21 protein-coding genes are annotated in these 20188 nt (G+C 61.4%); 12 read left to right on the top strand and 9 right to left on the bottom strand.

Annotated elements, in window-relative coordinates:
- Nucleotides 1–22 precede the first annotated feature (22 nt).
- Nucleotides 23–931 (bottom strand): AAA family ATPase, encoded by a 909-nt coding sequence (locus tag ACR0NY_RS01710; protein ID WP_170363577.1) that lies wholly within the window; start codon nucleotides 929–931, stop codon nucleotides 23–25.
- A gap of 144 nt (nucleotides 932–1075) precedes the next feature.
- On the opposite strand from ACR0NY_RS01710, the gene pyrC reads away from it, so the two are divergent.
- Nucleotides 1076–2113, top strand: coding sequence for a dihydroorotase (gene pyrC, locus ACR0NY_RS01705; RefSeq protein WP_170338865.1), 1038 nt, complete (start codon nucleotides 1076–1078; stop codon nucleotides 2111–2113).
- Here the strand turns inward: pyrC and ACR0NY_RS01700 are convergent.
- Both ACR0NY_RS01700 and ACR0NY_RS01695 read right to left on the bottom strand, forming a co-directional pair.
- Nucleotides 2110–3405, bottom strand: coding sequence for an MmgE/PrpD family protein (locus ACR0NY_RS01700; protein ID WP_170368370.1), 1296 nt, complete (start codon nucleotides 3403–3405; stop codon nucleotides 2110–2112). The genes pyrC and ACR0NY_RS01700 overlap by 4 nt on opposite strands.
- Nucleotides 3406–3443: 38 nt before the next feature.
- Nucleotides 3444–3890 (bottom strand): type II toxin-antitoxin system RatA family toxin, encoded by a 447-nt coding sequence (locus ACR0NY_RS01695; RefSeq protein WP_170368369.1) that lies wholly within the window; start codon nucleotides 3888–3890, stop codon nucleotides 3444–3446.
- A 75-nt stretch (nucleotides 3891–3965) separates the two neighbouring features.
- Here ACR0NY_RS01695 and hpt point away from each other — a divergent pair, with 75 nt between their 5' ends.
- Together hpt and ACR0NY_RS01685 are read left to right on the top strand one after the other, a co-directional pair.
- On the top strand, nucleotides 3966–4508 hold the full coding sequence (hpt, locus tag ACR0NY_RS01690; protein WP_093962943.1) for a hypoxanthine phosphoribosyltransferase: 543 nt from the start codon (nucleotides 3966–3968) through the stop codon (nucleotides 4506–4508).
- Nucleotides 4509–4531: 23 nt separating this feature from the next.
- A complete protein-coding gene (locus ACR0NY_RS01685; protein WP_005983545.1) occupies nucleotides 4532–4705 on the top strand; it encodes a hypothetical protein in 174 nt (57 codons plus the stop codon).
- On the opposite strand, the gene ACR0NY_RS01680 is transcribed toward ACR0NY_RS01685, so the two are convergent.
- Nucleotides 4695–5849: an amidohydrolase gene (locus ACR0NY_RS01680; protein ID WP_170338869.1), complete on the bottom strand. Its 1155-nt coding sequence runs from the start codon at nucleotides 5847–5849 to the stop codon at nucleotides 4695–4697. The two genes, ACR0NY_RS01685 and ACR0NY_RS01680, sit on opposite strands and share 11 nt — an antisense overlap.
- Nucleotides 5846–6796: a lipoyl synthase gene (gene lipA, locus ACR0NY_RS01675; protein ID WP_170338871.1), complete on the bottom strand. Its 951-nt coding sequence runs from the start codon at nucleotides 6794–6796 to the stop codon at nucleotides 5846–5848. The genes ACR0NY_RS01680 and lipA overlap by 4 nt, the downstream gene beginning before the upstream one ends.
- Before the next feature lie 265 nt (nucleotides 6797–7061).
- Here lipA and ACR0NY_RS01670 point away from each other — a divergent pair, with 265 nt between their 5' ends.
- Nucleotides 7062–7610, top strand: coding sequence for a peroxiredoxin (locus ACR0NY_RS01670; protein WP_170338873.1), 549 nt, complete (start codon nucleotides 7062–7064; stop codon nucleotides 7608–7610).
- Between the two features lie 48 nt (nucleotides 7611–7658).
- Here the strand turns inward: ACR0NY_RS01670 and ACR0NY_RS01665 are convergent, their stop codons facing one another.
- The gene (locus tag ACR0NY_RS01665; RefSeq protein ID WP_170368368.1) at nucleotides 7659–8582 is read right to left on the bottom strand and encodes a LysR substrate-binding domain-containing protein; all 924 of its coding nucleotides are present in this window, start codon (nucleotides 8580–8582) and stop codon (nucleotides 7659–7661) included.
- 60 nt (nucleotides 8583–8642) lie between these two features.
- Nucleotides 8643–9746, bottom strand: coding sequence for a DUF6456 domain-containing protein (locus ACR0NY_RS01660; protein WP_170368367.1), 1104 nt, complete (start codon nucleotides 9744–9746; stop codon nucleotides 8643–8645).
- A 238-nt stretch (nucleotides 9747–9984) separates the two neighbouring features.
- Here ACR0NY_RS01660 and ACR0NY_RS01655 point away from each other — a divergent pair, with 238 nt between their 5' ends.
- Nucleotides 9985–10293 (top strand): DUF6477 family protein, encoded by a 309-nt coding sequence (locus tag ACR0NY_RS01655; protein WP_093961906.1) that lies wholly within the window; start codon nucleotides 9985–9987, stop codon nucleotides 10291–10293.
- Here the strand turns inward: ACR0NY_RS01655 and ACR0NY_RS01650 are convergent.
- Nucleotides 10286–11830, bottom strand: a complete 1545-nt coding sequence (locus ACR0NY_RS01650) for a trimethylamine methyltransferase family protein (RefSeq protein WP_170338881.1) — start codon at nucleotides 11828–11830, stop codon at nucleotides 10286–10288. The two genes, ACR0NY_RS01655 and ACR0NY_RS01650, sit on opposite strands and share 8 nt — an antisense overlap.
- 140 nt (nucleotides 11831–11970) lie before the next feature.
- Entirely contained in the window at nucleotides 11971–12408 is a 438-nt protein-coding gene (locus tag ACR0NY_RS01645) for a GNAT family N-acetyltransferase (protein ID WP_170338883.1), read from the bottom strand.
- A gap of 82 nt (nucleotides 12409–12490) precedes the next feature.
- Between ACR0NY_RS01645 and guaA the strand changes: the two genes are divergently transcribed.
- The 7 genes from guaA (at nucleotide 12491) to ACR0NY_RS01610 (ending at nucleotide 20184) form a co-directional block, all read left to right on the top strand.
- The gene (gene guaA / locus ACR0NY_RS01640) at nucleotides 12491–14050 is read left to right on the top strand and encodes a glutamine-hydrolyzing GMP synthase (RefSeq protein WP_170338885.1); all 1560 of its coding nucleotides are present in this window, start codon (nucleotides 12491–12493) and stop codon (nucleotides 14048–14050) included.
- Nucleotides 14051–14148: 98 nt separating this feature from the next.
- Complete coding sequence (locus tag ACR0NY_RS01635) at nucleotides 14149–15054, top strand: DMT family transporter (RefSeq protein ID WP_170338887.1); 906 nt, start codon at nucleotides 14149–14151, stop codon at nucleotides 15052–15054.
- Between the two features lie 146 nt (nucleotides 15055–15200).
- A complete protein-coding gene (locus ACR0NY_RS01630; RefSeq protein ID WP_170338889.1) occupies nucleotides 15201–16337 on the top strand; it encodes an OmpP1/FadL family transporter in 1137 nt (378 codons plus the stop codon).
- Nucleotides 16338–16467: 130 nt separating this feature from the next.
- A complete protein-coding gene (locus tag ACR0NY_RS01625) occupies nucleotides 16468–17364 on the top strand; it encodes a DMT family transporter (protein WP_170338891.1) in 897 nt (298 codons plus the stop codon).
- A 49-nt stretch (nucleotides 17365–17413) separates the two neighbouring features.
- Nucleotides 17414–18286, top strand: coding sequence for an ATPase (locus ACR0NY_RS01620; protein WP_170368366.1), 873 nt, complete (start codon nucleotides 17414–17416; stop codon nucleotides 18284–18286).
- Nucleotides 18287–18323: 37 nt separating this feature from the next.
- Nucleotides 18324–19241: a homoserine O-acetyltransferase MetA gene (gene metA / locus ACR0NY_RS01615; RefSeq protein ID WP_170338894.1), complete on the top strand. Its 918-nt coding sequence runs from the start codon at nucleotides 18324–18326 to the stop codon at nucleotides 19239–19241.
- A complete protein-coding gene (locus tag ACR0NY_RS01610; RefSeq protein WP_437342581.1) occupies nucleotides 19237–20184 on the top strand; it encodes an alpha/beta fold hydrolase in 948 nt (315 codons plus the stop codon). The genes metA and ACR0NY_RS01610 overlap by 5 nt, the downstream gene beginning before the upstream one ends.
- Nucleotides 20185–20188 lie beyond the last annotated feature (4 nt).

The raw sequence follows: 20188 nt of genomic DNA, 5'->3' as shown, positions 1-20188 counted from the left end.
GTGTTTTGGCGCCGCAAGGACATCAGACTGGTTCGAGCGTGGCTTTGGCCTGATCCAGAATGCGCTTGGCCTCGGAGCCCTGTAGTTTCTGGATGTCGTCCTGGTATTTCAGGATCGCGCCCAGCGTGTCGCCGATCACCTCGGGGCTGAGGTTGATCACGTCCAGCGCCAGCAGGCACTTCGCCCAGTCGATGGTCTCGGCCACGCCGGGTTTCTTGAACAGGTCCTCGGTGCGCAGATGCTGGACAAAGGCCACAACCTCGCGGCTCAGCGCCTCGGCGGCCTCGGGCGCGCGGGCGTGCAGGATCTCCAGCTCGCGGTCGAAATCGGGGTAGTCGACCCAGTGGTACAGGCAGCGGCGCTTGAGCGCGTCATGCACCTCGCGCGTGCGGTTCGAGGTGACGATGACGATGGGCGGTTCGGGCGCCTTGATCGTGCCGATCTCGGGGATGGTTACCTGAAAGTCGCTCAGTGCCTCCAGCAGGAAGGCCTCGAACGGTTCGTCGGTGCGGTCCAACTCGTCGATCAGCAGCACCGGCGGACCGGCCGGGTCGGGCTCCATCGCTTCAAGCAGCGGGCGGCGGATCAGATAGTCGCCGCTGAACAGTTCTTCCTGCAGACCCTTCCGGTCAGACCCGCCGACCGCCTCGGCGGTGCGGATGGCCACCATCTGCGCAGGAAAGTTCCATTCATAGACGGCCGAGGACGCATCGAGCCCTTCATAGCATTGCAGCCGGATCAGGCGGCGACCCAGTCCAGCGGCCAGGGCCTTGGCGATCTCGGTCTTTCCGACGCCCGCTTCACCTTCCAGAAACAGCGGCCGGCCCAGTCTCAGCGACAGGAACACCACGGTGGCCAGCGCGCGGCCACAGACATAGCCCTGTTCGCCCAGCATCTTCTGAACGGCGTCGATGGAATCTGGCTGGCTCATGTGTCTCATTCTCCCTTGGCACAACAGGTCATGGCAGCCGCTGCGCGTCAAGACCGTGATCTTTCCGGGACTTGCGGCAATCTGGTCGCCTGGCAAGGTTTGTTGTCACTTTCCCGTACGGCCTGCCTGTGCTAGCCCGGCGCCATGACCGATACTCTGACGCTCCGCCGCCCCGATGACTGGCACCTGCATCTGCGCGATGGCGCCATGCTGCAGGCCGTCCTGCCCGAAACCGCCCGCCATTTCGCGCGGGCCATCATCATGCCCAACCTGGTGCCCCCAGTGGTCACCGGCGCTCAGGCCGCGTCCTACCGCGACCGTATCCTGGCTGCCCTGCCCGAAGGCATGAGCTTTGAGCCGTTGATGACCCTGTACCTGACCGAGGATACCGACCCAGACGACATGGCCGCGGCCCATGCCAGCGGTCTGGTCAAGGCGGTAAAGCTGTACCCGGCAGGGGCCACGACCAACTCGGCCTCGGGCGTGCGGGATTTCGACAAGGTGCGCCCCGTGCTGGAACGGATGGCCGAGATCGGCCTGCCGCTCTGCGTGCATGGCGAGGTCACCGATGCCGAGATCGACATCTTCGACCGCGAGGCGGTGTTCATCGACCGCGTTCTGGACCCGATCCGCAAGGCCACGCCGGGCCTGCGCGTGGTGATGGAGCATATCACCACCCGCGACGGCGTGGAATATGTGCGCGCGAACGAGATCGACCTGGGCGCCACGATCACCGCGCATCACCTGATCATCAACCGCAACCACATCCTTGTGGGCGGGATCAAGCCGCACTACTACTGCCTGCCCGTCGCCAAGCGCGAAGATCACCGCAAGGCGCTGGTCGATGCAGCAACCTCGGGCGACGAACGGTTCTTTCTGGGGACTGACAGCGCCCCGCATACGGACGCCAACAAGGAAATGGCCTGCGGCTGCGCGGGATGTTTCACCGCCACGAACACCATGTCGCTGGTGGCCGAGGTCTTTGACCGCGCGGGTGCTCTGGACAAGCTGGAAGGGTTCACGTCGGTCAACGGGCCAAGGTTCTACCGGCTGCCCGTCAACGATCAGACCATCACCCTGCAGAAGGGCGAACCGGTCACCTACCCTGACAAGATCGAAACGCGCGATGGCCCGGTCACCGTGTTCGACCCCGGCTTCCCGCTGCACTGGCGCGTGGTCTAGTCAACCAGTCGTTTTGCTAGATCCGCTGCGCGCCCGCCGGTGCGCAGCATCGACCAGATCGCATCCGCGTCGTCCGCGCCGATCAGTTTGGCGGTCTTGTCGCGGACCCGGTCCTCGCGTTCGGAAATCGAGATCGGCGCGGCCAGATCGCGGGTCGCCTCGCGCCGTACCCCGTCCCGCCGCAAAAGCGCCAAGCGGGCCTCGGTCTCGGACAGGGTTTCATCCGCTTCAACCGTAATCCGGTCGCGCAGAGATTGCAGGCGCGGATCGGCGCAGACCTTGTCCGTGTAGCTTGCAGGCAGAGCGGTATCGTATCCCAATGCCTGCATCGCGATCACCGTCCGATAGGAAAACTTGGCGCCCAGCCCGGTTGTCGGCGCGGTCTTATTGCAGACGCTCATCCATCGGGGATGGGTGAGGATCTTGATCTCGGCCACCTCGGGTTCGGCGATGTCCAGATCGCGCGCCGCCTCGAGCGCGGCGTGCAGCCCGTGGCAGCAGGCGTGGAACTTGTGGCTGACGCTTTCGAACAGCCACTCATCCCCAAGTCCCGACAGAGCCGTGGCAGTATCATCGGCACCGTGATGGGTCGCGCCAAATCCGAACGGGCCGGTCAGGGCATCGGGATTGGGCGCGAACCCCCGCTGAACCAACAGCGCGGCCTCGACCCCGACCGACGCCGCCTGCCCCGCATTGTAAGGCTTGCCCATGGTGCCAAACTGCGCCTTGAGACCCGCCGCCCGGGTCGCGGTCAACCCCAGAACCCGGCGCATGGCCGCCGCATCGCATCCCAGTAGGCGGGCGGCCGCCGCGGCCGCTCCGAACGCGCCCGCCGTCGCGGTCTGGTGGAACCCGACCTGATAATGCCCCCGCCCCAGCCACAGGCCAATGCGGATGGACAGTTCCATCCCCACCAAGGCCGCCTCGAGCAAATCAACGATGGGCTGATCCTGCCATTCGGCCACGGCCAGCGCGGCGGGAAACACCGCCACGGAGGGGTGGCCGATATGGGCGAAATGCGTGTCGTCATAGTCCAGCGCATGCGACACCGTGCCGTTGACCAAAGCCGCCGCGCGCATTGGCGCGGCCCCGCCGCCGAACAGGGTGGCCTGTCCGGCCCCGCCTTCGTCCAGCACCATCCCTCGCAGGATGCGAGAGACCGGTTCGTTGACGCCTGCGCGCCCGACCGCCAGCCAGTCGAGCGCGGACAAAGACGTGACGATCCGCGCCTGCGCGGTTGTCTTGACCGGGCCTGCGGCGAATTCGGAAAGAGTGCGTGTGAATTCAGTCATGCGGCGCAGTCTAACGTGCACCCGCGCCGGGTAAACCCTCAGCCGTAGAGGCTGACCGCGCGCTGCTCGAAGGCGCGCACGATCCGGTGCATCGCCTCGTTGAAGACCACGCCGATGATGCCCTGCAACACGGCGTTCTTGAACTCGAAATCCACGTGGAAGGATACGTTGCAGCCGCCCTCGGGCGCGTCCTCGAAATGCCAGTCCGATTTCATGTATTTGAACGGGCCGTCCAGATATTCGGTGTCGATCTTCCTTTGATCGGGGTACAGCGTCACCCGGCTGCCGAACCGTTCGCGGAACACCTTGAACGAGATCACCAGATCGGCCTCCATCACCTGCGCCTCGCCCGCCGCATAGGTTCGCCGGATCCGCGCGGCCGCGCACCAAGGCAGAAACTCGGGGTATTTCGCCACATCTGCAACCAGATCATACATCTGCTGCGCGCTGTATGGGAGGTGGCGGGTTTCCGAATGAGTGGGCATGGCAACCTGGGCATTTGAAACGTGACAATGGCGCGTCATGTCGTATGTTGCGCGCCAAAGATCAAGGGGGCAGCCATGAGCCAGCGCGCATATGTGATAGATGAGATGATCTCGGCCAAGGCCATCGCGGCGCGGATCGAGGAATTGTGCCGCGAAATCACCCGCGAATTCGGCGACACCGACAAGCTGGTGGTCGTGGGCCTGCTGCGCGGCAGCTTCGTGTTCATCGCCGATCTGGTGCGCGAACTGGACCTGCCGATCGAGGTCGATTTCCTCGAGGCGTCCTCGTATGGCGATTCAATGGAAAGCAGCCGGGAAGTGCGCATTCTCAAAGACTTGCGTGGGGCAATTGAAGGGCGCGACGTGCTGGTGGTCGAAGATATCGTCGACACGGGACACACGCTGAACCACGTCACCCACCTGCTGCGCAGCCGCCAGCCGAAACGGCTCAAGTCGATTGCACTGTTGGACAAACCCAGCCGCCGCGAGGTCGATTTCCGCGCCGACTGGATCGGCTTTGAAATCCCTGACGAATTCGTCGTGGGCTATGGCATCGACTATGCCCAACGCAACCGCAACCTGCCCTTCATCGGCAAGGTCCGCTTTACCGAAGACTGATCCCGCCGCGGATTCGAGGCCCCATGATCCTGCGCCACCTTCTGCGAATGTCCCGATGGGCGCGCAATCCGCCCTCGGACCAGCGGGTCAAACTGGTGCTGGGCCTGATCGTTCTGTGTCTGGTGATTGCCGGCGTTGAATACATGGGCTGGTGGCCCGAATGGGCAACCAGCCAGCCACGCAAGCTCAGGCCGTGACCGGCGCGTCCAGCACCTGACGAATTGCCGCCAGAAAGATACCCGCACCGACAGGAATCAGCGCATCGGGGAAATCATAGTCGGGGTTGTGCAGTTGCGGATGGTCGACCCCGGACCCCAGCCAGAACATGGCGGTTTTCGACCCCTTGGCGAATTGCCCGAAATCCTCCGAGAACCGTTGCGGCGCGGTGGTCAGGCGCGGTTGCACCCCGGCCTGCGCGCAGGCTTGAGCCAGGATCTGCACGGCCTCTGGGTGGTTGACGCAGGCCTCGAACACGTCGTCATAGGTGATCTCGACACCCAGTCCCTCGTCGGCCGCAGCCTTGCGCACCAGCGCCTCGGCCTGATCGACCAGTTGCGCCATGCGCGCGTCCGAGACGGTGCGCAGCGTGACCCATATCTCGGCCTCACCGGGCGCCACGCCGAATGTCGGGGCCCCCAGTTGGGCGTGGGTGACGGTGGTCAGCGCGTAATCCTCAGTCAGTTCGCCGCCCGGCCCCAAGGCCGCCAAGGCCGGCATCAACTCGGCCATGGCCGAGGCCGGCGACAGCCCGTTCTGCGGGGCCGCGGCGTGCGAGGTCTTGCCCGTCAGCCGCACCCGCATCCCGCGTGAGGCGCAATTGGCCGGGCCAGAGCACAGCTCGACCGCGCCCAGCTGCAAGCCCGACAAGTTGTGCAGCGAGAACAGAAAATCCGGCTGTATCTCAGCATATTGCGGATCGTTCCGAAAGTCGCGTGCGCCCTGTCCGGTCTCTTCGGCGGGCTGAAAGATCAGCACGACCCGACCGCGTGACATGGGCGCTTGCGCCAGGTCCTGCGCCACGCCCAGCACAATGGCCATATGGCCGTCATGCCCGCACAGATGACCCTTACCCGGAACCTGCGAGCAATAGGGTTTGCCCGGCATCTCCAATATCGGCAGCGCGTCGAGTTCGCAGCGGATACCAACGGTCGGCCCCGGCTGGCCCGAGTCGAACACGGCCGCCACCCCATGCCCACCGATCCCGGTCAGAAGCCGACTGGCCAAACCGCGCAATTGCTCGGCGATGAAAACGGCCGTTTCGGCCTCTTCACCCGAGACCTCGGGCCGTTGGTGCAACGCGTGGCGCAGCGCAGTCAGTTGCGCGAGCCGTTCGGGCGTCACGCCTGCCCCAGCTTTTTCTGCCGCGCTGCCCGCAGGCGCGCGAAATCATCGCCCGCATGGTACGAGGACCGGGTCAGGGGCGTGGCTGAAACCATCAGGAACCCCTTGCCATAGGCGGCTTTTTCATAGGCCGCGAACTCTTCGGGCGTGACAAAGCGGTCCACGCGGTGGTGTTTCGGCGTGGGCTGCAGATACTGACCGATGGTCAGGAAATCGATGTCGGCGGCGCGCATGTCGTCCATGACCTGGCGCACCTGCTGTTCGTTCTCGCCCAGTCCGACCATGATGCCCGACTTGGTGAAGATCGACGGGTCCAGTTCCTTGATCCTCTGCAACAGACGCAGCGAGTGGAAATAGCGCGCGCCCGGGCGCACCTCGGGGTACAGGCCCGGCACGGTTTCAAGGTTGTGGTTGAACACATCCGGCTTGGCCGCGACCACGGTTTCCAAAACCGACGGATCGCATTTCAGAAAATCCGGGGTCAGGATCTCGATCGTTGTCTTGGGCGAGCGGTGACGCACCGCGCGGATGGTCTGAGCGAAATGCTCGGCCCCGCCATCGGCCAGGTCGTCGCGGTCGACCGAGGTGATCACGACATGATTCAGACCCAGCTTTTCCACCGCATGTGCCACCCGGCCCGGTTCGAACGCGTCCAGCGCATCGGGGCGACCGGTGGCGATGTTGCAGAAGGTGCAGCCGCGGGTGCAGATCTCGCCCATGATCATCATTGTCGCGTGGCCCTGGCTCCAGCATTCGCCCACATTCGGGCAGCCGGCCTCTTCGCAGACGGTGACCAGGTTGTTGTCGCGCATGATCCGGCGCGTGTCGGCATAGCCCTTGCCGCCGGGTGCTTTCACTCGGATCCAGTTGGGCTTTTTCGGCTGCGCATTGTCGGGCTTATGCGCCTTTTCCGGGTGACGTTGTTCAGGGATTTTCAGATCGCGCACGGGGCCGGTTTCCTGACTTTGGGTCAATTTGGTTGGTGCATAACATAAACCGGTCGGATGTATTACGCCAGCCATGCATAGCTGTCATGCGTCAGCGTTTCGCACACGCAGAATGCAATCGTGATTTTCCGGGAGACCGTCGCAAATTTCGACATGATTTCTGAGGACAAGAGGATATTCGCAAACGCAGCACATCCCGTGTTGAAGCCGGTTTGGAATCGTTTTAACCCACGGGCCGAACAAATGTGAATCACAGGAGATGCCCATGAAAACCGGCGCCAAGCTGCCCGACGTGACATTCCACACCCGCGTGCGCGACGACTCGATCGAAGGGCCCAACCCGTTCCGCTGGGAAGACAAGACCACGGCCGACTACTTCGCAGGCAAGCGGGTCATCCTGTTCTCGCTGCCCGGTGCGTTTACCCCCACCTGCTCGACCTACCAACTGCCGGGGTTTGAAAACAACTACGAGGCGTTCAAGGCCAAGGGCATCGACGAGATCTACTGCATGTCGGTCAATGACAGCTTTGTCATGAACAAGTGGGCGCAGGATCAGGGGCTGAAGAACGTCAAGGTCATTCCTGACGGGTCGGGCGAGTTCACCCGCAAGATGGGCATGCTGGTCGACAAGGCAAATCTGGGCTTTGGCATGCGGTCGTGGCGCTATGCCGCCATCATCAACGACGGTGTGGTCGAGGCGTGGTTCGAAGAGCCTGGCCTTATGGACAACTGCCCCGAGGACCCCTATGGCGTTTCGTCGCCCGAAAACCTGATGAAGCACCTGGAAGAAGCGCAGCAGCCCGAAATGGCCTGAGCCTTCAACCAGCCTCCACTCGAAGGGCTCGCCAAGTGCGGGCCCTTTTCAGTTCCGGGTTTCTGACACGATGTTTTCGCCGACCTGCCGGATCACCTGGGCCAGTTGATCGAACCACACCGCCCCATCCGACGAATCGCGCCGCACGAGGCCGATCTGCCGCGCGGGCTCCGGGGCGCCGAACCGCAGCAGTTTCAGCCTCGGCACGGCATCGGCCTCGGAACGCGCCGCCAATTCCGGAATCAAGGTCAGGCCGAACCCCTCGGCCACCAAACGCGACAGCGTGGCCAAAGACGACGCGCCCATGTTGATATGGGCGCTGGTCCGGTCCTGCCCGCACACCTCAAGCGCCTGATCCGTCAGGCAATGCCCGTCTTCCAGCAGCATCAGCTGGGCTGCATTCAGGTCGATCGGGCGCAGAGCGTCGGGGCTGACGGTCAAGCTCTTCAGGCGTGTCTCGCTGCCGGCCAGCAGAAAACGATCCTCGAACAAGGGCACCTCGTCCAGGCCGCGCGCGCCCACCGGCAGGGCCAGCACGGCGGCGTCAATCTCGCCCGCTTTCAGCATCGACAGCAACCGCTCGGTGCGCGCCTCGCGTACCTGTACGCGCAGGGACACATCCGCTGACCGCAGACCAGCCAATACACCCGGCAACAGATATGGCGCGACCGTCGGGATCAAGCCGACCGACAGACTGCGATGCCCGGTGGAGTTGTCACGCGCGAACCGATCCAACCGTTCGGCCGCGCCCAAAATGCGCCGTGCGTGCTCCAGCGCATCACGCCCCAACGGTGTCAGCAGAACATCGCGAGCGCGCCTTTCAAATAGCGGCCCGCCCATGATATCTTCCAAAGCCCGGATCTGCACCGACAGTGCCGGTTGAGACACATGACACACCTGAGCGGCCCGGCCAAAGTTGCGTTGCTCGGCCACGGCGCGGAAGTATTGCAGCTGCCTGAGGGTAAAATTCATAACCCCTGATTATCACCTGCTGCGTTTTCCGCAACTGCAGCCAATCGGATTCAACGTGAATCAGCCGATCAACCGGTCACACTCTGCTTGCTTCTCGTAATGTCGCTTGAGGCGCTGCAGTGCAATGCGCAGCACGATCTTCCCCGAACGCGCTGACCAGCCCATCCGTTTCTCGGCCAGTTCCAGACCTTCCAGATAGCAGCAACACCGCAGCGCAACGTCGCTCAGACCCGGACCCAGATCCGACAAGGCCCGGGCCACGCGATCACGCGCCTCGGACGACCCGCGCGCAACCGGCGCATCGCCCTCGAAACCCGCACGACCGCCAGCGGTGAGGAACCGGTCCCAGTTTTGCGTGACCCGCGGTCCGATCTGGGCCAGCTCGAAATCCTCACGTAGTCGCTCTCCGGCGCGCACCAGGCTTTCGTCCAGAAACGGCTTTCCGTCCCGGTCGCGTCGGCGCGACAAGGCAATCAAGGGGCTCTCCGCTGCGCAATAGCGGATGCGCCGTGGGCGCTTCTCGTCGGCTTGACTGTGCGTTTTGAACTTCGCCGGTGCCTCGGCCATCCCATATTCTGTCTGTGTCCGCGCCCGGTTTTCGGCATCGGCAATCAACTGGCTTAGTGCGGTTCGGCCCGTTTGCGTGATCCGGTAGCGCGACACACGCCCCGGATTGTCACAAACGATCCAGTCCTTCAGAGCCAAAGCCTGAGCGGTCTTGCAGTCAACAACGGCGGTCCGAGTTGTACCGCCCTCGCCGCTGTCGCGGACAACGACCGCCTTTTCCATGTCCTCGGCCACGGCCAGAACCGCACCCGTTTCGCAAAGGCGCCGCAGCACCCGCAAAGCCTCGCGCTCGAACGCCTCGTCTTCGGCATTGGGAATGCGATGAGGATCATCGCCGACGCCGAAGAAGGGACCAGAGGCCGCTTCATTCCCCGCACCGGGAAAGTGTGTTTCGGCTAGAGATTGCAGTGCTTTATCCACCAAGGGGTCGTCGCGCCGCATTTCGATCCTTCGGATCTGTCGCAGAATGGTTGACGCGTGACACCCTGCCGACCGCGCCAGATCCCGGATCGACCGTCCCGCCTCGGTGTGGGCCAGGTATCGCTGCGCCCCTTCGGGAACCCAAGCTGGAACGGTGAATGCGGTGCTGTTTTCCATCGTTATTCGCCCTCGTCGACAATCAAACTGCCACTGTCCGCCGTCGGATAAAGTGTTAACCAAATCTACCTAGAGTTGCTTTCGTTACTCGTTCGTTAACCTCCAACGGCTCTGACCAGAATTGATTCAAAAAGATAAACAGTCGTGAAACCATCGTTCGGCGCGAACTCGGTCACGGCAACACCCGCTTGGGTTGTGTCAAATTGCTGCAGGAAAAATTGAACAGAGGAACGCCGAAATGCAGGACCTGATGACTATGATCACCGCCCTCCGCCGCCCGCGGCTGCTGTCTCGAGCAGCCAAGGTCGGAGCACAGGAATACGACCGTGACCGCCACTTGCAGCGCCTGTTCGGCTATGGCGCGCTACCTGGAACCGGAGCGGCCTTGATGCGACTGTTGGAGATGGAGCGGAGCGTCGACGACCAACGACGCTCGGGCGACGCCGCGTATTCGCTCGTGCGCCACCTGGACCTATTGATCGCACTGATTGGTGAGGCGCGACTGCATCAAGCCAGCCGCGCCCCGGAACTTCATGTCGTCAAGTGAAGGCGTCGGGCATGGACGCTTTCTTTTCCTCGACATAGGCGGTTAGCGCCGCCAGTTTTTCCGGGTCGAGTTGCGGTTGCTGGTAGTTGGCCAGCAGATGCTCGACCCGGACGGAGGCAAGCATGCGCGTGTCCCGCGCACCCTCTTCTTCCCATGTTTCAAAGGGTTTGTAGTCCAGCAGGTCGGTCTTCCAGAAGGCGCTTTGGAAATTGGCCTGGGTGTGCGCACAGCCAAGATAGTGACCACCCGGCCCCACCTCACGAATCGCGTCCATGGCCTGCGCGTTTTCATCATAGGCCACCCCTTTGGCCAACGCATGAAGCGCTCCCAACTGATCGGCATCCATGACGAATTTTTCGAAATCGGCGACCAGACCGCCTTCGAGCCACCCACATGCGTGCAACATGAAGTTGACGCCTGAAAGCAGCCCCATGTTCAGCGAGTTCGCAGTCTCGTAGGCCGCCTGCGCGTCCGGAAGCTTGGATCCACAGAACGACCCGGCCGAGCGGTAGGGAACACCCAAACGGCGCGCCAACTGACCGGCCCCATAGGTGATATGCGCGGCTTCGGGCGTGCCGAAGGTCGGTGCGCCAGAGTTCATGTCGATCGACGACACGAATGCGCCAAAAATGGCCGGTGCTCCCGGACGGATGATCTGACTGTAGGCGATGCCGGCCAGCACCTCGGCCAGCACTTGCGTCAGAGTTCCGGCAACCGAAACCGGGGCCATTGCGCCGCCCACGATGAAGGGCGAAATGATGCAGGCCTGATTGTTGCGCGCATAGACTTCCAGCGACCCCATCATCACGTCGTCGAACGTCATCGGCGAGTTGATGTTGGTAAGCGAGGTCATCACGGTGTTTTCCTGAACGAACTCCTTGCCGAACAGAATCTCGCACATCTCGACCGAATCCTGCGCCCGGCTGGGATCGGTCACCGAACCCATAAAGGGTTTGTCGGACAGCGTCATGTGCGCCATCAGCATGTCCAGATGACGTTTGTTCACCGGAACGTCCGTCGGTTCGCAGACCGTGCCGCCTGAATGATGCAGCCACTTGGACATGTAGGCCAGTTTCACGAACTTGTTGAAATCGTCCATCGTGGCATAGCGGCGGCCACCCTGCGCGTCCCGCACGAAAGGCGGTCCGTAGACCGGCGCCAGCACCAGGTTGCGCCCGCCGATTACCACCGATTTTTCGGGGTTGCGCGCGTGCTGCGTGAATTCCTTGGGCGCGGTCTTGATCAGTTCGCGGGCCAGACCTCGCGGAATGCGAACGCGCTCACCATCGATGTCGGCTCCGGCATCCCGCCAGCGTTCCAGCGCCGCGGGGTTGTCGACGAAATTGACGCCGACTTCCTCCAGCACGGTTTCCGCATTGGCCTCGATGATCTCCAACGCTTCGTCATTGAGGATCTCGAAGTTCGGAATGTTGCGTTCGATATACTTCGCCGTTTCGATCCGAACCGCGGTACGCTCGGCCCGGCGGGCGGCGCCTCCGCCACCACGCACTCTGCGTCGGGTGCTTGCCTCTGTCATGAGATGATCCCGTGTGAAAGTTTAGATTGGATTGCTTGTTACAAGATGCCGCGACTTCATCAGATGTGGATTCCGGCGCAATAGGGGGAAAAGCGACATATTCCGCGCTGTCCAGCACCAGCAACAGGCCTTACGGCGCGTCAGGTTGGCTTGCTGAAATAAACCTTGTTCCCCTCGTGCCCGGTCTCCTGCCACCCAAGATGACAGTACATCGCGCGGGTGTCCGCCATCAGGCGGTGGGTTGTCAGGCGCATGCTCCAAACCCCGTTTTCGCGAGCCTCTGTCGCGACGAAATCGAGCAACTGCCGAGCAATGCCCCGCCCTTGCGCATCCGGTGAAACGGCCAGATTGAAGATCATCGCGGTTTCTCTTTCGAAACCAAAAACCACGACACCCTGCAGGGATGTTTCATCCGCGGCGACAACGACGTTCCGGTCGCGAATGTCCTCCTCGACCCCCTCGGTCACATCCGGCAAGTCGGGGATGGACTGGCGCGCTGCGGCATAGGCCGCTTCGATACATCGGCGGATGGGCTCCGCATCGGTTGCCACAGCCCTTCTGAGCGAAATTCCGGTCATTCAATGCGCTCCGCGTCACTCTTTCCCGCCAAATGACGTCAAGGCGCTTGCACATGCAAGGCTTCCGACCTAAAGGCCGGGTATGACCGAGACATCCCATGACCGCCTTCTGATCATCGACTTCGGCAGCCAGGTAACGCAGCTGATCGCCCGCCGCCTGCGCGAGTTGAACGTCTATTGCGAAATCCACCCCTACCAGAACGTCACGACGGATTTTGTGCGTGACATGGCCCCGCGCGCCATCATCTTTTCGGGCGGGCCGGACAGCGTGACCCGCGAGGGATCACCGCGCGTCCCGCAAGAGATATTCGAGTATGGCGTTCCGATCCTGGGCATCTGCTATGGCCAGCAGGTCATGATGCACCAGCTGGGCGGCAAGGTTGAAAGCGGCCACGGCACCGCCGAGTTCGGACGGGCATTCGTGACGCCGCGCGGCAAGCTCGACCTGCTCGAGGGCTGGTTCACCGATGGCAACGAACAGGTCTGGATGAGCCACGGCGACCATGTCAGCCAAGTCGCACCGGGGTTCGAGGTGTTCGGCACCTCGCCCAACGCGCCCTTCGCGATCACCGCCGATACCGACCGCCATTTCTATGCCGTTCAGTTCCACCCCGAGGTGCACCACACCCCCAAGGGCGCAAAACTGTACGAGAATTTCGTGAAGCTGGCCGGGTTCAAGGGCGACTGGACCATGGGCGCCTATCGCGACGAGATGATCCGCAAGATCCGCGAACAGGTCGGCGACAAGAAGGTGATCTGCGGTCTGTCGGGCGGTGTCGACAGCTCGGTCGCCGCTATCCTGATCCACGAGGCGATCGGCGACCAGCTGACCTGCGTTTTCGTCGATCACGGCCTGCTGCGCAAGAACGAAGCGCAGGAAGTCGTCTCGATGTTCCGCGACAACTACAACATCCAACTGATCCACGCGGATGAAAGCGAGCTGTTCCTGGGAGAGCTCGACGGCGTCTCGGACCCCGAAACCAAGCGCAAGATCATCGGCAAGCTGTTCATCGACGTATTCCAGAAACACGCCGACACGATCGAGGGCGCCGAGTTCCTGGCCCAGGGCACGCTGTACCCCGATGTCATTGAATCGGTGTCGTTTTCCGGCGGCCCGTCAGTCACGATCAAATCGCATCACAACGTCGGCGGCCTGCCCGAAAAGATGGGCCTGAAACTGGTCGAGCCGCTGCGTGAACTGTTCAAGGACGAAGTGCGCGCGCTGGGCCGTGAACTGGGCCTGCCGCCCAGCTTTATCGGCCGCCACCCCTTCCCCGGACCGGGTCTGGCCATCCGCTGCCCGGGCGAGATCACCCGCGAAAAGCTGGAAATCCTGCGCGAGGCCGACGCGATCTATATCGACCAGATCCGCAAGCACGGCCTGTATGACGAGATCTGGCAGGCCTTCGTCGCGATCCTTCCGGTGCGCACAGTCGGCGTGATGGGCGACGGGCGCACCTATGACTATGCCTGCGCCCTGCGGGCGGTGACCTCGGTTGATGGAATGACGGCCGATTACTACCCGTTCACCCACGAATTCCTGGGCGAAACCGCCACCCGGATCATCAACGAGGTCAAGGGCATCAACCGTTGCACCTATGACATCACCTCCAAGCCTCCGGGCACGATCGAATGGGAATGACACCAAAAGCCGGGCGCTGACCCGGCTTTTTTGTTGTTGTGAACCGGCGTCGGTTTTGGTTCGGTGGCCAAACGCACGCTCAGCCCAAGGATCGAAACATGCGCGATAGCAAATCGATGATTGCCAAAACCGCGCTGTGGATGACCGGGGCGATCGCTTCTTTCTCGTCAATGGCCGTTGCCGGGCGCGAGCTTAGCCTGACGCACGACACGTTTGAAATCATGATGTACCGCAGCATTGTCGGCGTCATCGTCGTTTCGGCCGTTTTGACGGCAACCGGCAAATGGCACCAGGTATCGACACAACGTCTGGGTCTGCACGCGGTTCGAAACTCGTTGCATTTTGCGGGCCAAAACCTGTGGTTCTACGCTGTCAGCGTCATCCCGCTGGCGCAGGTTTTTGCGTTGGAATTTACGCAACCGATATGGGTCGTACTCCTGTCTCCGCTTCTGCTGGGCGAACGCCTGACACCCACGCGGGTCATGTCGGCAATCATAGGTTTCGCAGGCATATTGATCGTCGCCCGACCCGGAGCCACACCGCTCACGCCCGGTGTTCTTGCAGCGGCCTCCTCGGCTGTTTTCTTTGCGCTTACAACGATTTCGACGAAGAAACTGACAGGGTTCGCCAGCATCGGATGCATCGTTTTCTGGCTGACTACGATGCAGGCCGCAATGGGTCTTGCTGTTGCCGGAGCGGACGGGCAGATCGTCCTGCCAACCGCTCAAAGCGCGCCCCTGTTGTTGCTGGTCGGGCTGGCCGGCCTGCTGGCCCATTTCTGCATTACAAACGCGCTTGCCATCGCTCCGGCCACGGTCGTTATTCCCTTTGATTTCGCGCGCCTGCCGACGATCGCCATTGTTGGGATGCTGCTGTATCACGAACCCCTGGATCAGTGGACCATGCTGGGCGCCGTCGTGATTTTCTCGGGCATCTTCCTGAATGTCTGGTCCGAAGGCCGCGCGGGATCGGGCACTCTGGCAAAAACCACACACAAAAACTGACGTTCGGTCACTGGCAGAAACTAACGTATGGTCAGTGGTTGACGTTTTTTTAAACTCCCCGTGAATAATGGCCACAGAAATCACCGCCACTGACACTCACAAGACAATCAATACTGTGGCGCCGGATAGTGAAAAGGGAGGAATACATGAAGAAAGCGCTGTTACAGGCGTGCGTGCTCTGTGCAGGGGCGACCGCCGCTCATGCCGGCGGTATCGACCGTAGTGGGCAAGGCATCAACATTATCTTTGAGGAAGGTTCCGTCGTACAGTTTCGCCTGGGCTACACCAACCCAAGCGTAAGCGGCACGATGCTGGGCGTGGACTCGGGCAACGTTGCAAACGACTTCTTCTCGCCTCATCTCGCGTACAAGCACGCCTTCACCGACCAACTCGACTTTGCGCTGATCTATGACGAACCGTTCGGTGCCGATATCGCCTACGGTTCGAACTACCCGCTCTCGCAGAACCCGATCCCGGGCGGTCGCACTGACGTTCTGCGCGCGAAAGCCGACACAGAGGCAATTACTGCCCTGTTGCGCTACAAGTTCGACGGCGGCTTCAGCGCCATCGGTGGTCTGCGTATTCAGCGGCTCAGCGCTGACGTTGCCGTGCCGGCGGCGGCCGGTTACGAGGTGAATGCCGACAAGGATACCGCGCTGGGTTACGTCGTAGGTGTGGCTTGGGAAAAGCCCGAGATCGCAGCGCGCGTGGCGCTGACCTACAACTCGAAAATTTCCCATGACCTGTCGCAAACGGAGTCGGTGAACCCAATCCCAATCCCGCCGATCCCGCCTGGAACCGTGGCGACATTCGACACTTCCAGCGAGGTCGTTTCTCCGCAATCGGTGAACCTGGACTTCCAGACCGGCGTTGCCCCCAGGACACTGCTGTTCGGATCGATCCGCTGGGTCGATTGGCCGCAAACGGTTTACGATCCCCCGAACTATCCGCCGACCAGCGCGCTTGTGGACTATGACGATCCGACCTGGACCTATTCGCTGGGTCTTGGCTACCAGTTCTCCGAACAGTTCTCGGGCGCAGTGACCCTTGGCTATGAATCGGCAACCAATGAGCCCGTTTCCAACCTGGGTCCGACCGACGGGTTCTGGAGCATCGGCCTTGGCGGCACCTACTCGATGGAACGCGCCAAGATTTCGGGCGGCGTTCGCTATACCGACCTGGGCGACGCAACCGCTGACGGTGCTGGCCCCGCGGCGCGGGCGAACTTCTCTGGAAACAGCGCGTGGAGCGTTGGTATTCAGGTGACCTACGCCCTGAACTAAGGGATACGCTCATACAGAATTGGAAAACCCCGCCCTTGTGGCGGGGTTTTTCGCATGATCCGGGTCGCTTACCGAATTGTCGAATGCAAGTATTCCGCGTGAGGCAAACAGAAACATGCAAGAAATAGCCATGACGCAACAAAAATCCCTCTCCGCCCTTGCTTGGTTCGAGCTCATTCTTCTTGGACTGATCTGGGGCGCGTCCTTCCTGGCGATCCGCGTCGCACTGGACACGATACCTGTGATGACGGCCGTGTTTCATCGCGTTTTCTGGGCCGCGCTTGCACTTTGGGCCGTCGTTCTCCTCCGCCGAGAAACGATACCGAGGGACCCGCGTATTTGGGGCGCTTTTCTGGTCATGGGTCTGCTGAACAACGTATTGCCCTTCTCGCTGATGGCCTGGGGCCAATTGTATGTCGACACCGGTCTGACCTCGATCTTGAACGCTGCCACGGCAATCTTCGGTGTTCTGGTTGCGGCTGCATTCTTTCCCGACGAGCGACTGACCAAACGTCGAGCCGTGGGTGTTGCGCTTGGCTTTGGCGGAGTTTCCACCGCAATCGGATTGCACAATTTCCTTGGGTTCAGCCTGCAAAGCGCTGCTCAGTTGGCCATTCTGGCGGGGACCGTATCCTATGCGCTGGCGGCTGTATGGGCCCGTCTGCGCTTGTCAGGCCTGGCGCCGCAGGTTGCGGCGGCGGGAATGCTGAGCGGGTCAACCATCGTCATGCTGCCGGTAATGCTGTTCGTCGACGGTGTGCCATCGTTCGACCTGCCTATGACAACTTGGCTCGCCGTAGCTTATTACGCACTCGTCGCTACGGCTGGTGCCTACTTGCTGTACTACAGGGTTCTGGCCGCAGCCGGCAGCGGCAACTTGCTGCTGGTCACCCTGATCATCCCTCCGGTCGCCATTCTGCTCGGCGCCTATGTCCGGCACGAAACCCTTGCCCCGAACGCCTTCATCGGCTTTGCGATCCTTGCATTGGGGCTATTGATCCTAAGCCGATCCCGCAGCCGAGATTGACGCCATCGCCGGGCCGATTTAGCTAGGACAAAACAAGGGACGGTTGCACATGATCTACAGCTCGGCGAAGGACTGGCGCGAAGCGGCGCGCAAAAAGGTGCTGTTTTTCGGCATGTCCGGCTTGGGCAAGACTTACGTTTCGAACATCCTTCGCGACTCGGGCGACTGGTTCCACTACTCGATCGATTATCGAATTGGCACGCGTTACATGGGTGAGTACATCACCGACAACGCCAAGGCTGAAGCCATGAAAGTTCCCTTTCTGCGGGACCTGCTGCTCTCTGACTCGATCTATATCGGTTCCAACATTTCGTTCGAAAACCTGACGCCGGTCGCCGCCTATCTGGGCAAGCCCGGAAACCCGGCCGTGGGTGGGCTGGCGATGCCGGAATATCGGCGTAGACAAGAGCAGTTCCGGCAGGCCGAAATCCACGCTCTGCTGGACACCGAATATTTCATTGACCGCGCTCAGCGTCTGTACGGGTACCCGCATTTCATCTGTGACACCGGCGGGTCAATCTGCGAATGGGTGGACCCTGACAATCCTTCCGACCACGTCTTGTCGGAACTCTCGCGCCAGACCCTGATGGTCTGGATCAAGGGCGACGACGACCACACCGCCGAACTGATCCGACGGTTCGACAAGGCCCCCAAACCGATGTCTTATCAGGCCGATTTCCTGACGCGCACCTGGCAGGAATACCTTGATCAGCACGGCTGCGCCGAGGCAGAGGTCAATCCCGACGACTTCATCCGCTGGACCTATGCCCGCGCCCTGGCCCACCGTCAGCCCAGATACCAATCCATGGCTGAGAATTGGGGGGTCACTGTTACCGCCGACGCAATCGGAAAGGTGCGGGATGCGCGTGATTTCGATGAGTTGATCGAGAGCACACTTGAGACCCGCGCCGCGGCGTCCTAACTAGAACGCTTCAGAAGAAACTGGAAAAACCCGCCTCATGCCTATCAAGATTCCGTCCGACCTCCCGGCCTTTGACGTTCTGACGAAAGAGGGCGTCATGGTCATGGCCGAGGATCAGGCTGCACGGCAGGACATCCGGCCCCTGAAGATCGGGTTGCTGAACCTGATGCCGAAGAAAATCCAGACCGAAAACCAGTTTGCCCGGTTGATCGGCGCGACGCCGCTGCAGATCGAGTTGTCTCTGATCCGCATGACCGAGCATCAGACGAAAAACACCGCGGCCGAACACATGGAAGAGTTCTACCGCCCTTTTCAGGACGTGAAGGACCAGAAATTTGACGGCCTGATCATCACCGGCGCCCCCATCGAGCATCTGGAATTTCAGGACGTCACCTATTGGGACGAACTGACCGAGGTGTTTGAATGGACCCGAACCAATGTGCATTCGACCTTCGGCGTGTGCTGGGGTGGCATGGCGATGATCTATCATTTTCATGGCGTAAAAAAGCATATGCTGGACGCCAAGGCGTTTGGGTGTTTCCGGCATCGGAACCTGTCGCCGGCCTCGCCTTTCCTGCGAGGTTTCTCGGATGACTGCGTGATCCCGGTCAGTCGCTGGACCGAAGTCCGGCAGGATGAAATCGACGCTGCCAAAGGGCTTGTGACCCTTCTGGGCAGCGACGAGGTCGGTCCGTGTCTGGTTGAAGATCGGCAGAACCGGGCGCTGTATATCTTCAATCACTTCGAATACGACAGTGACACGCTGAAACAGGAATACGATCGGGACGTGGCCAATGGCACTCCGATCAACGTACCCATCAACTATTATCCCGACGATGACCCGTCCCGCACGCCTCAGAATCGGTGGCGTAGCCATGCGCATCTGCTGTATGGGAACTGGATCAACGAAATCTACCAGACCACTCCTTTCGACATGACGAAAATTGGTCATTAAGTCGTTGATATACCTAGGCCTGTTTGCGGCCCTTTTTGCGGCTTTGACGGCTTGGCTTGCCGCACGCCATGAGGCCCGGGCCGAGGCCGCGTTTCCGCCAGAGGGTCAGATATTGGATGTCGACGGCGTTGCTGTACATGCCGTCGTCATGGGCGAAGGCCCGGATGTCGTCCTGATCCACGGGTCCAGCGGCAATACCCGGGACATGACGTTTGCTCTTGCGCCGTTGCTGGCAAAATCCTTTCGGGTCATTGTATTTGACCGACCGGGGCTGGGCTATTCTCAGAGCTTCTCGGCGGAGGGCGAAACCATCGTTGAGCAGGCAGAAATCCTGCAGAAAGCTGCCGCGATGCTGGGGGCCGACAAACCCATCGTAGCCGGTCAAAGCTATGGCGGGTCGGTATCGCTGGCCTGGGCTGTGACGCGACCTGACAACATCTCGGCTCTGGTCCTGATCGCCCCGGCCGCGGTGCCATGGGAAACTCCGCTCGATTCCTTCAACCGGATTACCTCGACAGCCTGGGGAAATGCTCTCGTCCTGCCGTTGATCACCGCCTACGTTCCGGACTGGTACGTCAACAAGGCCCTGGATACGGTCTTTGCCCCCCAGGCGGCACCCGAAGGCTATGCCGAGCACTTTGGCCCGCCCCTGACGCTCCGCCGGTCGTCGATGCATGCCAACGCAAAACAACGGGCCAACCTCCTGAACGAAGTTGCCGAGCTGCAACCGCGCTACCCCGAGATTTCGGTGCCCACCGAAATTGTGCATGGTACGGCAGACACCACAGTTGGGCTGGGCTGGCATTCCGAGCGGTTGATCGAACAAATCCCCGGCGCTGAGCTGATCGAACTTGAAGGTATGGGTCACATGCCTCAAGTGGTGGCCGCTCCAGAAGTTGCTGCTGCGATCGAACGCGCCGCGGAACGAGCGGATTTGCGTTAACCCC

Source organism: Ruegeria sp. BJ5, from assembly GCF_056537865.1.
This window is presented reverse-complemented; position numbering and strand designations above follow the sequence as displayed.